The organism is Pseudomonas sp. HC1(2025) (assembly GCF_058742075.1).
This window is the reverse complement of the sequence record NZ_CP196017.1, coordinates 1441345-1454181: the sequence shown is the minus strand read 5'-3', so window position 1 is coordinate 1454181 and position 12837 is coordinate 1441345. Positions and strand designations below refer to the sequence as shown.

At 62.1% G+C, this 12837-nt stretch carries 13 protein-coding genes; 7 read left to right on the top strand and 6 right to left on the bottom strand.

Going from position 1 to position 12837, the window contains the following annotated elements; all coding sequences use genetic code 11:
- Window positions 1-13: 13 nt before the first annotated feature.
- The 3 genes from ACSSVH_RS06400 to ACSSVH_RS06390 form a co-directional block, all read right to left on the bottom strand.
- A complete protein-coding gene (locus tag ACSSVH_RS06400; protein ID WP_169956762.1) occupies window positions 14-541 on the bottom strand; it encodes a DUF4142 domain-containing protein in 528 nt (175 codons plus the stop codon).
- Window positions 542-659: 118 nt separating this feature from the next.
- Window positions 660-1301, bottom strand: coding sequence for a LysE family translocator (locus ACSSVH_RS06395; RefSeq protein ID WP_170042877.1), 642 nt, complete (start codon window positions 1299-1301; stop codon window positions 660-662).
- A gap of 66 nt (window positions 1302-1367) precedes the next feature.
- Window positions 1368-2285: a LysR family transcriptional regulator gene (locus ACSSVH_RS06390; protein ID WP_407073442.1), complete on the bottom strand. Its 918-nt coding sequence runs from the start codon at window positions 2283-2285 to the stop codon at window positions 1368-1370.
- A gap of 77 nt (window positions 2286-2362) precedes the next feature.
- Between ACSSVH_RS06390 and ACSSVH_RS06385 the strand changes: the two genes are divergently transcribed.
- The gene (locus ACSSVH_RS06385; protein WP_169956768.1) at window positions 2363-2851 is read left to right on the top strand and encodes a DMT family transporter; all 489 of its coding nucleotides are present in this window, start codon (window positions 2363-2365) and stop codon (window positions 2849-2851) included.
- A 10-nt stretch (window positions 2852-2861) separates the two neighbouring features.
- On the opposite strand, the gene ACSSVH_RS06380 is transcribed toward ACSSVH_RS06385, so the two are convergent.
- Both ACSSVH_RS06380 and yiaY read right to left on the bottom strand, forming a co-directional pair.
- The gene (locus tag ACSSVH_RS06380) at window positions 2862-3536 is read right to left on the bottom strand and encodes an NAD(P)H-binding protein (RefSeq protein WP_169956770.1); all 675 of its coding nucleotides are present in this window, start codon (window positions 3534-3536) and stop codon (window positions 2862-2864) included.
- Window positions 3537-3631: 95 nt separating this feature from the next.
- Window positions 3632-4780, bottom strand: a complete 1149-nt coding sequence (gene yiaY, locus ACSSVH_RS06375; protein ID WP_492634237.1) for an L-threonine dehydrogenase — start codon at window positions 4778-4780, stop codon at window positions 3632-3634.
- Between the two features lie 126 nt (window positions 4781-4906).
- On the opposite strand from yiaY, the gene ACSSVH_RS06370 reads away from it, so the two are divergent.
- Window positions 4907-5923, top strand: coding sequence for a DUF4917 family protein (locus ACSSVH_RS06370; protein ID WP_492634236.1), 1017 nt, complete (start codon window positions 4907-4909; stop codon window positions 5921-5923).
- 146 nt (window positions 5924-6069) lie between these two features.
- On the opposite strand, the gene ACSSVH_RS06365 is transcribed toward ACSSVH_RS06370, so the two are convergent.
- Window positions 6070-6597, bottom strand: a complete 528-nt coding sequence (locus tag ACSSVH_RS06365; RefSeq protein WP_169956775.1) for a helix-turn-helix domain-containing protein — start codon at window positions 6595-6597, stop codon at window positions 6070-6072.
- A 157-nt stretch (window positions 6598-6754) separates the two neighbouring features.
- Between ACSSVH_RS06365 and ACSSVH_RS06360 the strand changes: the two genes are divergently transcribed.
- The 5 genes from ACSSVH_RS06360 to ACSSVH_RS06340 all read left to right on the top strand — a co-directional run bounded on the left by ACSSVH_RS06360 (window position 6755) and on the right by ACSSVH_RS06340 (window position 12820).
- Window positions 6755-7537: an aldolase gene (locus tag ACSSVH_RS06360; protein WP_169956777.1), complete on the top strand. Its 783-nt coding sequence runs from the start codon at window positions 6755-6757 to the stop codon at window positions 7535-7537.
- Window positions 7538-7562: 25 nt separating this feature from the next.
- A complete protein-coding gene (locus tag ACSSVH_RS06355) occupies window positions 7563-8450 on the top strand; it encodes a dihydrodipicolinate synthase family protein (RefSeq protein WP_170058367.1) in 888 nt (295 codons plus the stop codon).
- Between the two features lie 179 nt (window positions 8451-8629).
- Window positions 8630-9169, top strand: coding sequence for an RNA polymerase sigma factor (locus ACSSVH_RS06350; RefSeq protein WP_169956781.1), 540 nt, complete (start codon window positions 8630-8632; stop codon window positions 9167-9169).
- A complete protein-coding gene (locus tag ACSSVH_RS06345) occupies window positions 9166-10134 on the top strand; it encodes a FecR family protein (RefSeq protein ID WP_432755169.1) in 969 nt (322 codons plus the stop codon). Before ACSSVH_RS06350 ends, ACSSVH_RS06345 begins: the two co-directional genes overlap by 4 nt.
- 118 nt (window positions 10135-10252) lie before the next feature.
- The gene (locus ACSSVH_RS06340) at window positions 10253-12820 is read left to right on the top strand and encodes a TonB-dependent receptor (protein WP_492634235.1); all 2568 of its coding nucleotides are present in this window, start codon (window positions 10253-10255) and stop codon (window positions 12818-12820) included.
- Window positions 12821-12837: the final 17 nt, after the last annotated feature.

The following is a 12837-nucleotide window of genomic DNA, read 5'->3' as shown; positions in this document are numbered from 1 at the left end:
ACCAGGCCCGCGATCAACCGTCGCCGTTACGGCTCTTGCCATAGGATGAAGCCAGCGCCCGGGCTTTTTCCAGGCGGGTTTCCAGCTTGGGCAGGGTTTCGTCAACCAATGCCTTTATTTCGGGGATGTCCGACGCCGCGCCTTCCTGCTTGAACAGCGCGATTGCATCTTCGTTGGCCTTGACCTGCTGGGCTGTGTAGGCGGCGTCGAAGGAATCGCCATCGGTCAGTTCAGGCATCAGGGTTTCGGCCTTGTCGACGATCTGGTCGCGAGGTGCCACTGGCAGGTCGAGTTTTTTCGCAATGGCCGCCAAATGTTGATTGGCCAGGGTGCGTTCGTTGATGACCTCGATGGTGTAGTCCTTGATCTCCTGGGACGAGGTCTTGGCGTGGGCCATGCGGCTGGTTTCGATATCGGCCATGCCCTTGGCCGAGGCCTGTTCGATGAATTCGGCGGGCCCTTGGGCGAAAGCATTGCTGGCGCCGAGGCCCAGCAGCATCGCGAAAGTGGCGGTGCGTAACCGGATAGCCATGCGGCTCATGATGGGTTCCTCCAGGTAATAAAGACATGCCGGGGAACGAGCCCCGCCCTGAATCTGAATTTTCAGGGCGGCAAAGGTTTAGAAAAAACTTGCTGGTGCGACGAACGGTCGTCGCTGCTCAGGAGGTTTTACTGCCCAGCAAGCCCGGCAGTGCGTGAGCCAGGGCATTGATCGCAAAACCGATGAACATCACGCCGCACAGCTTGGTGATCAACACTTCATGGCGCTGATACACCGTGCGCACCTGCCGCGCGCCCACCACGCCGATCAGGATCCCGTAAGCCAGCAGGCCACCGAAAAAGCTCAGGACAATCAACCACGGCAACATGCCCCAGGTCAGCAACTCGGCCCGGCTCGACAGCAACGCGGTGAACGTAGCCACGGCTACCGGGTACGCCTTGGGGTTGGTCAGGCCAAACAAAATGCCATGCCAGAACGGTTGGCGCGCGGCGCCCTGGGCAGCCTCGCCGCTGCGGCTGCGGGTTCGAATCGCCCGAATGCCCAGCCAAAACAGATACAGGGCGCTGAGCACACCCAACACATCAAACGCACTGCTGCCGATTTCCCGGGCACCGACAATCGCCACCAACGCGGTGCTACACCACACCACATCACCCAACAGGTGCCCGCACAGAAAACCCGCGCCGGCCCGACGCCCGCGCGCCGCCCCAATGCCAAATACCGCCAGCACCCCGGGCCCCGGCGTGATGCCATAGATAAAGCCCGAGGCGATGACGGCAAACAGCAATGATGAAGTCATGGGTAACACGCTCAGATAAATAAGAGGGGCGCGTCGATTGTGCACAATCCATCCGGCACTGCAATGCTAGGCCGCGCGTTTGGCCAACACGTCTTGCACTTGGGCGATCAACCACTGCAAGGCGCCATCCCCGCCACGGCGTTTATGCCAGGCCAAGACAAAACCGAAGGACGGGATATGGAACGGCGGCGGCACCACCAGCAAGTGCCGGGAGTCGATGTTCAGCAGCCCCTGGGAAGACACGGTGAGGATCAGGTCAGTGCCCTGGATCAACTGCGGTGCGATGCCCCAGTGGGGCAGGCTGATTGCCACGTGGCGCCGTTCACGGATCGCGGTCAGTGCCCGTTCGATTTCCGGGGTGCCGCTACCGCGCATTTCCAGCAGCACATGGGGCCGCGCGAGGTAAGTGGGCAAGTCGAGCACACCGCCTGCGGGCAAGCTGTCGCGGTCGACCAGGCAGGCGTAGTGCTCCTCGAACAACGGCGTGCTGCGCAGCTCGGCGGGCAGGTCGGGAAATACCCCGGCCGCGAGGTCGATCTCACCACTGAGCACCCCTTCCTGCATGCCTTCGCGACTGGCGTGGGTGATGGCCAGGTCAATCCCCGGCGCCTGCTCGCGCAGCGCCCGTACCAGCCCGGGCAACAGCAGCGCCGCGCCGTAATCGGACATGGCCAGGCGAAACGTACGCCTGGCCGACGCCGGGTCGAAGCGGTTCGGCGCCAGCAACGACTGGACCTGGGCCAGCGCATCGGCCAGCGGCGCCGCCAGCTCCAATGCGCGGGCGGTGGCGACCAGGCCGCCACCCTGGCGCACCAGCAATGGGTCGCCCAGCAGATCCCGCAACCGCGCCAGCGCGTGGCTGACCGCCGGCTGGCTCAGATGCAGGCGCTCGGCGGCGCGGGTGACGTGCTGCTCGCTGAGCAGGGCGTCCAGGATCACCAGCAGGTTGAGGTCGATGCGGCGCAAATCATTCATGGCATGCATGTTCAGCATAAGAACTTGGAATTTAAATCTGCGCGACGAATACCGTACAGTCCAGTAAAACCTTTGGGAGATTGATCATGACCACGTTGCATTGGCTGGGCTTGTTGCTGTTGGCGGTGATTGCCGGGGCGGTGGTGCCGTTTCAAAGCGCGATCAATGCCAACCTCGGGCGCGGCCTCGGGCATCCGTTGTGGGCGACCCTGGCCTCACTGCTGGTGAGTATCCTGGTGCTGTTGCCAGTGATCCTGGCGCTACGCCTGCCGCTGCCAAGCCTCGGTTTTATCAGCAAGGCGCCGCTGTGGATGTGGACCGGAGGCGCATTCGGTGTGTGTTTTATCTCCCTGGCCCTGGTCCTTTTGCCCAAACTCGGGGCATCGGGATTTATCGCCCTGGCCATGACCGGGCAAATCCTCGCCTCGTTGTTACTCGATCACTTTGGCTTGTTTGGCTTGGTGGAACGACAACTGACCGCGCCGCGCCTGCTCGGCGTGCTGATGCTGATCGGTGGGGTGGCGTTGATTCAGTTCAGCACCGCGCCCGCCAAGGCCCTGGCCGCTGCGGGCTGAGCCACAGCCATCACCGCCCCTCGGCGGCCAGGCGATGGATGTCGGCAGGCTCGATCACCGGTTGCGGTGCGCCATGGCGGACCACACTGAGCATCGCCCGGCCCACGGTCTCGGTACTCACCACCCAGGCCGGCCGCACGCGACGCACCAGTGACAGCAGCGGCCCGATCAGGTTGTAGATCGTCTGGTACAGCGCGGTTTTCGAACGCACGCCATGCAGCGGCTGGATGATCCCCGGCCGGAACACATACACCGCTTTGAACGGCAGGCGCAGCAAGGCATTCTCGGTCTTGCCCTTGACCCGCGCCCACATCACCTTGCCCTGCTCGGAACTGTCGGTGCCGGCACCGGACACGTACACAAAGGTCATCTGCGGATTGAGCCGCGCCAGGGTGCTGGCAGCGACCAGGGTCAGGTCATAGGTCTGGCGGGTGTAGGTGGCTTCATCCATGCCCACCGACGACGTCCCCAGGCAAAACAGGCAGGCATCAAAACCTTGCAGCAGATGCTCCAGGGGTTGGAAGTCGAACATATCGGCATGCAACACCTGGTGCAGCTTGCCATGCTCCTGAGTCAACGCCGTGCGCCCTACGGCCACTACTTCCTGCACATCAGCGGCCAGCAGACACTCACGCAACACGCCCTGGCCGACCATGCCGGTGGCGCCGAATAGCAGAACTCTCATAGGGGGCCTCAGTGGCGAGCTTCAAGTTAAGCGCTGTAAGAGGTGCTCAGGTTAACAGCTTGTCGCTTGAAGCTTGCTACTTGCCGCTGCCCCGCTCAAAACGCGCTACGGAAAATCTCCTCGATCTGGCGCTGATCCGCCCGCCGTGGGTTGGTCAGGCCGCACGCGTCCTTGAGGGCGTTGGTCGCCAGCAGCGGGATGTCTTGCAGCTTGGCGCCCAGTTCGCGCAGACCGGCGGGGATGTCGACGTCCTGGGACAGGCAGCGGATCGCCGCGATGGCCGCTTGTGCGCCCTCTTCGAAGGTGGCGTGTTTGTCGGTCACGCCCAGGGCGCGGCCAACGTCACTCAGGCGTGCCGCGCTGACGCTGGCGTTGAAGCTTTGCACATGGGGCAACAGCACCGCGTTGCACACGCCGTGGGGCAGGTCGTAGAGGCCGCCCAACTGGTGAGCCATGGCGTGGACAAAACCCAGGGAGGCGTTGTTGAAGGCCATGCCAGCGAGAAATTGCGCGTAGGCCATGTTTTCCCGGGCGGCCATATCGCTGCCGTCGCGCACGGCCAGGCGCAGGTTGGCGCTGATCAGCTCGATGGCCTTGATCGCGCAGGCGTCGGTGATCGGGTTGGCCGCCGTGGACACATAGGCTTCGATGGCGTGGGTCAGCGCGTCCATGCCGGTGGCGGCGGTCAGGCCCTTGGGCATGGCGACCATCAGCGCCGGGTCGTTGACCGACAGCAGCGGCGTGACGTTACGGTCGACGATGGCCATTTTCACGTGGCGGGTTTCGTCGGTGATGATGCAAAAACGCGTCATTTCGCTGGCGGTGCCGGCGGTGGTGTTGATCGCGACCAAAGGCAGCTGCGGCTTGCTCGACTGGTCGACCCCTTCGTAGTCGCCGATATGCCCGCCATTGGTGGCACACAGGGCAATGCCCTTGGCGCAGTCATGGGGCGAACCACCACCCAACGACACCACGAAATCGCAGGCACTTTGCTGCAGCAACGCCAGGCCGTTCTCGACGTTCTCCACGTTGGGGTTGGGTTTGGCGCCGTCGTAAATCACCGAGTCGATGTCCTGCATTGCCAGCTTCTCGGCAATCATGCTGGCCACGCCCGCCCTGGCCAGGCCGGCGTCGGTGACAATCAGCGCCTTGCGAAAGCCGTAATTGCGGATCGCGCTCATGGCTTCGTCGAGGCAGTCGATGCCCATGATGTTGACGGCGGGAATGAAGAACGTGCTGCTCATGATGAACCCTCGGGGATACGTTGATGCCTACAGCATCAACCCCACCCGCCTGCGGCATCTTGACCAAGATCAACGCCCGCCCGTGATAAAGTCACCACCCAGCCGTTTTTGAGTAGACCCGCCGCAATGAAGGATTTCCAGGATATCGACGCCACCCTTGAAGACTGGAACGCACTGCGCAACAGCATCTCCTTCGACGCCATCCTGATCGGCAACGGTGCCAGTCGCGCGGTGTGGGAAGATTTTGCCTACGACTCGCTGTTTGAAAACGCGCGCACCGTCGAAGAAAAGCCCCTGAGCGCTTCCGAACTGAGCGTGTTTGACGCGATGCAGACCCGCAGCTTCGAGCAGGTGCTGGGCGCCCTGAAAACCACCAGCCGCGTCAACAAAGCCCTGGCCGTCAGCTCCGCCGCGCCGCGCAATCGCTACTACGCGATCAAGGAAGCGCTGATCAATACCATCCACGCCGTGCATATCCCCTGGCGCCTGGTGCAGCCGTCGACCCTGGCCACGATCAACCAGGACCTGGCGAGCTACAAGACGGTGTTCACCAGCAATTACGACCTGCTCAACTACTGGTCGATTCTGCACACACCGGGCATCGACGACCTGTTTCGCGGCGCCGAATCACGTTTTGACCTGCGCGATACCGCTACCGCCGCGACGCGCATCCTGTACCTGCACGGCGGCCTGCACCTGGTGCGCAACCTGGATGGCTCGGCGCGCAAATTGCCGTCCACTGACAGCACGTTGCTCAGCAGCTTTGCCATCAACAACACGATCAAGACCCTCGACGATGTACCGCTGTTCATCAACGAAGGCCCCAGCAGCGAGAAACTCAAGAGCATTCGCAGTTCGGATTACCTGGCGTTCTGCTATGAGCAATTGCTGGGACAGGCAGGTGCGCTGTGCATCTTCGGCCATCACCTGAGCGAACAGGACGGGCACCTGGTGGAGGCGATTCGCCGGTCGAAGATCAAGACCCTGGCGATCTCGGTATTTGGCCGCAGCGACGGGTTTATCCAACAGCAGAAACGCAGGTTTGCCGGGCTGTTTGAGGGGATGGAAGTGGAGCTTAGGTTCTTTGCGGCGCGCAGCCATGCGCTGGGCAACCCGGCATTGTCGGTGCCGGTCGAGCACTGATCCCAGCCTAACTGGATACCCCATGTGGGAGCGGGCTTGCTCGCGATAGCCGTGGGTCAGACGCTGGATGTGTTGAATGACACACCGCTTTCGCGAGCAAGCCCGCTCCCACACAAGCCAGCTCCTACATTGACCGCGTTCCAGGCCTATTCTTCGGCGCTGTGCACCACCACCAGCAACTGCGCCTGCACCTCGCCCACCGAGCGGATCCGGTGGGGCTTTTGCGCATTGAAGTGCAACGCATCACCGCGCTCTAGCAGCACCCGTTCGTTCATGAAGTCCACTTCCACCCGGCCTTCATGCACAAACAGAAATTCCTCCCCCAAATGCTCCTTGAAGGTCTTGTCGCTGAATTCTGCCGGCGGGTAGATGATGAACGGCAGCAGGCTGCGCTCGCTGACCTGGTGGGCCAGCACCGCGTAACCCGGTGCAGTGTCGGGCCGCTCGTGGCTGCGCACCAGGCTGTAGCTGTCGAGGCTGACGCTGTCTTCGCTGAACAGCTCCTCAACCTTGACGTTCAGCGCCTTGGCCAGTTTCAGCGCAGCGGCAATCGACGGGGTGTTCAAGCCACGTTCGACTTTGGACAGGTAGCTCTTGGTCATCCCGGATTTTTCGGCCAATGCCTCCAAGGTGACACCGAGTTTTTTTCTCAATAATTTCAAACGGATAGACATGCGCAGCGATTAATCCAAGCAGGAGGCGATGATTATTGCTTGCCAATGACACATTGTGTCATATAGCCTCTTTAGTGTCATTTGCAGAACCCAACGACCTTGCGAGCAGCGGGAACCAGCAAATCGACGTCCAATGAACCACCCAAAGGACACCGATATGGCCAAGACATTAGCACTCCCCAAAGAACAACTGGTCAAGCAAGCGCTGACCCAGATGCAAAGTACCCTGGCGGATAATACGTGGACCGACCGGCAAAAGCTGGCCCTGACCTGCCGTATTCTGTTCGAGAACGGCCACGACTCGGGCCTGGCCGGGCAGATCACCGCCCGCGGCCCGCAGCCTGGTACCTACTACACCCAGCAACTGGGCCTGGGTTTCGATGAAATCACCGCCAGCAACCTGCTGCTGGTCAACGAAGACCTGGAAGTGTTGGAAGGCCACGGCATGCCCAACCCGGCCAACCGTTTTCACAGCTGGGTGTACCGTGGCCGGCCGGATGTGAACTGCATCATCCACACCCACCCGACCCACATCGCCGCGCTGTCGATGCTCGAAGTACCGCTGCAGGTGTCACACATGGACCTGTGCCCGCTGTACGAAGACTGTGCGTTCCTCGAAGCCTGGCCGGGTGTGCCGGTGGGTAACGAAGAAGGCGAAATCATCACCGAGGCCCTGGGCGACAAGCGCGCCATCCTGCTGTCGCACCACGGCCAGTTGTCCACCGGAAGCACCATCGAAGAAGCCTGCGTGATCGCGCAATTGATCGAACGGGCGGCCAAACTGCAATTGCTGGCCATGGCCGCCGGGACCGTCAAGCCGATCCTGCCGCAGTTGGGACGCGAGGCCCATGACTGGATCTCCAAGCCCAAGCGCCACGGCGCCGCGTTCAACTACTACGCTCGGCAGAACCTGCGCCAACACGCCGATTGCCTGAACTGAAGCCTTTTTCGACCGGAGACATTCCATGTCCAGCCCTACAATTCACGGCATCATCGGCTACACCATAACCCCGTTCAGCGCCGACGGCAGCACCCTTGACCTCGACGCCCTGGGCCACTCCATCGACCGTTTGATCGACAGCGGCGTGCATGCCATCGCGCCGCTGGGCAGCACCGGTGAAGGCGCCTACCTGAGCGATGCCGAGTGGGATGAAGTCAGCGCCTACAGCATTCAAAAAGTCGCCAAGCGCGTGCCGACCATCGTCAGCGTGTCCGACCTGACCACCGCCAAGGCCGTGCGCCGCGCACGTTTTGCCGAAGCCGAAGGTGCCGATGTGGTGATGGTGCTGCCAACGTCGTACTGGAAGCTCAGTGAAGCGCAGATCCTCGCGCACTACGCGGCCGTCGGCGACAGCGTTGGTGTGCCGATCATGCTCTACAACAACCCGGCCACCAGCGGCACGGATATGTCGGTGGAGTTGATCCTGCGCATCGTCAACAGCGTTGATAACGTGACGATGGTCAAGGAGAGCACCGGCGACATCCAGCGCATGCACCAGTTGTACCGCCAGGGTGAGGGCCAGGTGCCGTTCTACAACGGCTGCAATCCACTGGCCCTGGAAGCGTTCGCCGCCGGGGCCAAGGGTTGGTGCACCGCTGCGCCGAACCTGATCCCGCAGCTCAACCTGGATCTGTACCAGGCAGTGCAGGCCAACGACCTGAACCGGGCACGCGAACTGTTCTATCGGCAGTTGCCGGTACTGGACTTCATCCTCAAGGGTGGCTTACCGGCGACAATCAAGGCCGGTTTGCGCATGACCGGGCTGGAGGTGGGAGATCCGCGGTTGCCGGTGTTCCCACTGGACATGGCGGGTCAGGCGCAGTTGCAGAAGCTGCTGGCCGCGTTGCGCTAAAACACCCCCTGTAGGAGCGGGCTTGCCCGCGATAGCGGTGGATCAGACACACCGCCATCGCGGGCAAGCCCGCTCACACAGGGGATTGCATGCATTGCCAAATTTACGGAGACAAATAGCAATAATTCTCGATATCATTCGCGACTTTTCTGCAGCGTGCTGCGTCAAGAAGGATATCCATGTCTCGTTTCAAGCCCGACCCGTTGTCGGCCGACGCCTTTCGCGGGTTTTATGCAGATATCCTGCATTACCTGCGCAAACGCACGGACAACGCCAGCGACGCGGCGGACATGACCCAGGATGTCTTTACCCAATGGCTGGACTACCGCGACCGGAGCAAGGTCGAGCAGCCACGGGCCTTTTTGTTTCAGATGGCGCGCAACCTGCTGCGCGACCACTGGCGCAAACAGAAGGTGCGGCACAGCGTCCATCATGAACAGGGCGAATGGGATGCCGAGCCTGTCACCGACGAGCAAAACGATCCTATGGCCGCCGCCCTGCGCCTCCAACGCCTGGAACAGTTGAAAGAAGTCCTCGCCGAACTCTCGCCCCGCAGGCGAGAAGCCCTTATGCTGCACCGCTTCGAAGGCCTGAGCCAGGCGCAGATTGCCGAGCGCATGGGCGTTTCGATCAGCATGGTGGAAAAGCACATTGCCTTTGCCCTGCTGCACTGCAAGCAGCGACTTCAAAAAGACCCGGGCAAGGAGCAGCCAGAATGACCCGCTTGAGCAACCGCGACGGCCACGAAATTGATGAGCACGACACCATCGATGCCCAGGCTGCCAGTTGGTTTGCGCGCAATCGCAACGCAAGCAGCACGCAGGAGCGCAAGGCCTTCGCCACCTGGCATGCCGTGCCGGCCCATGCGCGCGCCTACGCCGAATTCGAACAGCTGTGGACCGACCTTGGCGAACTGCAGCAACTGAATAAACCCGTGCCCTTGCCCACGCGCCAGCCCGCGCCCTGGCGCCCCGCCCTGGCAGTGGCGGCCGCGCTGGTCTGCGCCTTGCTCGCCAGTAACCTGGGCGCCCCGCGCGGGCTCTACCACACCGAGGTCGCGGCACAGGACAGAGGCATGCGCACCCTGGACCTGCCGGACGGCAGCACCTTGTACGTCAACGCCAGCACGCAGTTGCGCGTGGACTTCGATGCCCATCGCCGCGTGATCCATCTGGACCAGGGCCAGTTGTACGTGGAGGTGGCGCCCGACAAGGAGCGGCCATTGTTCGTGCGCGCTGGCGAGGCCGATGTGCGGGTGGTGGGCACCGCGTTTGATGTGCGCCGCAGCCAGCAGCAGTTGGTGGTCAGCGTGGCCCACGGGATGGTTGCCTTCGCCCCCGACCAAAAAGCCAGCGCCGTCATGCTCGGCGCCCAGCAGCGGGCAACCTACAACTACGCCAAGGGCTCCGTGCAGCAACAACGCCTGGCCGTTGGCGAAGTCGCCGACTGGCGCAGCGGGCACCTGTCCTTTCGCAACCGTGAACTGGCCAGCCTGCTGGATGAGCTGAGCCTGTACCGGCCCAAGGCCGTGGTGTTGGCCGATGGCCCGGTGGCGCAACTGAAGGTTTCCGGCAACCTCGATGTGAATGACCCGGACGCGCTGCTCAACGCCCTGCCTGCCTTGTTGCCGGTGAAAACCGTGCCCCTGGCCGACGGCAGGATCCGCATCGAAGCACGCAAATAGCACCACTTGAGAATATTTTGCATTCGCATGTGAGGATTTTTTTTCCTGCCGCGTCTTCCTCCGGTCTGCGTTTGATACGCATGCCTTTTTTGGCTATTTAGCCGCCTTGGGGGATTTCATGTTTCGCGCGCCTTGCCTTGCCCAGCACCTGTTTGTTCGACCGACACTCATCGCCGCCTGCCTGACCGTCAGCCTCACGGCCCAGGCCGAGTCGTTCACCCTGCAACTGCCGGCCCAACCCTTGGCCACGTCCCTGAGCCAGGTTGCGCAACAGGCAAAAATCCAGCTGCTGTTCGATGAAGACCTGCTCAAGAATATCCAGGCGCCCGCGCTCAACGGTGATTTCACCCCCGAAGTGGCGATCCGTACCCTGCTCAAGACCGGCGAGTTCACTCTGATCAAAGTAGGCAGCACCTATGTCGTGCGCCCCGAGGAAAGCCGCACCACCAACAGCGCCAGCGTGCAGTTGGACGCCTTGAGCGTGATCGGTACCGGTAACCAGGTCGACGCCAGCACCGTCGGCCGCTCCACCCTGTCCCAGGCCGATATCGACCGCCTGCAGCCCAACAACATCGCCAGCCTGGTGCAGACGCTGCCGGGGGTGACCATGGGCGGCTCGATGAAACCGGGCGGGCAGATCATCAATATTCGCGGGATGGGCGAGGCCGAAGACGTACCGATGACGGTCGATGGCGCGACCAAAAGCGGTTTCGAACGCTATCAGCAGGGCACCGTGTTTATCGAGCCCGAGATGATCAAGAGTGTCGAGGTGGAAAAAGGCCCGCACTCGGCCTTCACCGGTAACGGCGGGTTCGGCGGTACGGTCAACATGGTCACCAAGGATGCGCCGGACCTGCTCAAGGACGGGCGCAACAGCGGTGCGATGCTCAAGTACGGCTATGCCAGCAACGACCACGAACAGGTCTACAGCGGCGCCGTGTATGGCCGCACCGATGACGGGCGCATCGACGCCCTGGCCTACCTGACCAAGCGTGACGGCGGCGACATGAAGCTGGCCGCAGCGCGCGACTATGACAGCAAGGAATACCCGATCAACCCGCAGCGCCTGCCCAACAGCGCCCAGGATGTGGACGGTCAACTGTTCAAACTGAACATGTACCTGACCGATGAGCACAGCCTCGGTTTCTCCTACTCCCGGGCCAACAGCGAACGCTGGACACCTTTCTCGGCCAGAAGCTACCCATCGCCACCGCGCAAGACCGATATCGACCGCTATGGCTACGACGCGGCCGTAAGACGGTTCCTGGCCAACCGCCACACCGTCGATACCACGTGGTCAGGCAAGTACGAATACCAGCCCCTGGATAACCCGCTGATCGACATGAAGCTCAGCTATTCGGAGTCCAATACCGACCAGACCGACGAACGCGACGCCACGGCCGTCGTCGGTCTGTCCACCGGCGGGCGCAAGATGGACACTGCCTACACCGACAAGATCCTGGAGCTGCGCAACATCAGCCGCTTCAACAGCGGCCCGCTGGACCATGCCTTGACGACCGGCGTACAGATCCGCAAGCACATCCGCGACACAGAAAGCTGGATGCCCGGCGCAACCTACAACACGCCCAAATACAACTACGGGCATTTCCAGCCGGCCTTCATGCCCCACGGCAAAGTCGACACCAACGCGTTCTACATCCAGGACGCGGTGACCCTGGGCGACGTGACCATCACCCCGTCCCTGCGTTATGACCACGTGGTCAACCGTGGCAAGGCCAACGATGCGCCGTACTACAGCAACCCCGACCCGGCCTACGGCCACGACTACAGCGACCGCACCTATGCCGGCTGGTCGCCGCGCCTGGCAGCGTTCTGGAAAGTCACCCCGGACGTGGTGATGTTCGCCAACTGGAGCCGCACCTGGCGCGCCCCGGTGATCGACGAGCAATACGAAGTCCAGGGCCTGGGCAGCCGCACCTCCACCAGCCGCAATCTGGACCCGGAACGCATCACCGCCATCACCGTGGGTAACGTCACCAGCTTTGCCAACGTGATGGCCAGCGGCGACAGCCTGCAACTGCGTACGACGTTGTTCCACAACAAGATCGAAGACGAGATCTTCAAGGCCACCGGGATTGGCTGCAAGGAACAAAACTCCCAGGTCGGCTCCATCGCCGATGTCTGCACCGACATGGCGTCAAAGACCAACTACCGCAACATCGGCAGCATGACCATCAAGGGCTTCGAGCTCGAAGGCTACTACGACTCGACCTATCTGTTCGGCTCCCTGAGCTACTCGTGGGCCACCGGCAAACGCGAAAACCCCTACACCAACCCGTGGGCCAGCGACATCCACGTCTGGGCCCGGGACATTCCACCGGCCAAGTGGGTTGCTGTGCTTGGCACCAAGATTCCCGCCTGGGACGCACAAGTGGGCTGGCAAGGCCAGTTCGTGCGCAAGACCGATCGTTTGCCCAGCGACAAATATTCGAGCGGCCTGAACAGTGGCTTTGGCGACCTGTTTTACGACCAGTACGCCAACGACAGCTACGACACCCAGGGCCTGTTCGCCAAATGGACGCCGCAACAGGCGTACCTCAAGGGCACTGAAGTCAACTTCACCGTCGACAACCTGTTCAACCGCAGCTACATGCCAGCCTTGAGCGGCGACAGCGCCACCAGCGTCGGGCGCAACGCCAAGATCAGCGTGACCCGCTTCTTCTAACCGCCCAACTGTACGGT

Excerpts from the sequence above, each read along its gene's own strand:
- ACSSVH_RS06360 (WP_169956777.1), top strand. The coding sequence starts at position 6,755 with ATGGCCAAGACATTAGCACTCCCCAAAGAACAACTGGTCAAGCAAGCG.
- ACSSVH_RS06395 (WP_170042877.1), bottom strand. The coding sequence starts at position 1,301 with ATGACTTCATCATTGCTGTTTGCCGTCATCGCCTCGGGCTTTATCTAT.
- ACSSVH_RS06400 (WP_169956762.1), bottom strand. The coding sequence starts at position 541 with ATGAGCCGCATGGCTATCCGGTTACGCACCGCCACTTTCGCGATGCTG.
- ACSSVH_RS06340 (WP_492634235.1), top strand. The coding sequence starts at position 10,253 with ATGTTTCGCGCGCCTTGCCTTGCCCAGCACCTGTTTGTTCGACCGACA.
- ACSSVH_RS06345 (WP_432755169.1), top strand. The coding sequence starts at position 9,166 with ATGACCCGCTTGAGCAACCGCGACGGCCACGAAATTGATGAGCACGAC.
- ACSSVH_RS06385 (WP_169956768.1), top strand. The coding sequence starts at position 2,363 with ATGACCACGTTGCATTGGCTGGGCTTGTTGCTGTTGGCGGTGATTGCC.
- ACSSVH_RS06390 (WP_407073442.1), bottom strand. The coding sequence starts at position 2,285 with ATGCATGCCATGAATGATTTGCGCCGCATCGACCTCAACCTGCTGGTG.
- ACSSVH_RS06355 (WP_170058367.1), top strand. The coding sequence starts at position 7,563 with ATGTCCAGCCCTACAATTCACGGCATCATCGGCTACACCATAACCCCG.
- ACSSVH_RS06370 (WP_492634236.1), top strand. The coding sequence starts at position 4,907 with ATGAAGGATTTCCAGGATATCGACGCCACCCTTGAAGACTGGAACGCA.
- ACSSVH_RS06380 (WP_169956770.1), bottom strand. The coding sequence starts at position 3,536 with ATGAGAGTTCTGCTATTCGGCGCCACCGGCATGGTCGGCCAGGGCGTG.
- yiaY (WP_492634237.1), bottom strand. The coding sequence starts at position 4,780 with ATGAGCAGCACGTTCTTCATTCCCGCCGTCAACATCATGGGCATCGAC.
- ACSSVH_RS06365 (WP_169956775.1), bottom strand. The coding sequence starts at position 6,597 with ATGTCTATCCGTTTGAAATTATTGAGAAAAAAACTCGGTGTCACCTTG.
- ACSSVH_RS06350 (WP_169956781.1), top strand. The coding sequence starts at position 8,630 with ATGTCTCGTTTCAAGCCCGACCCGTTGTCGGCCGACGCCTTTCGCGGG.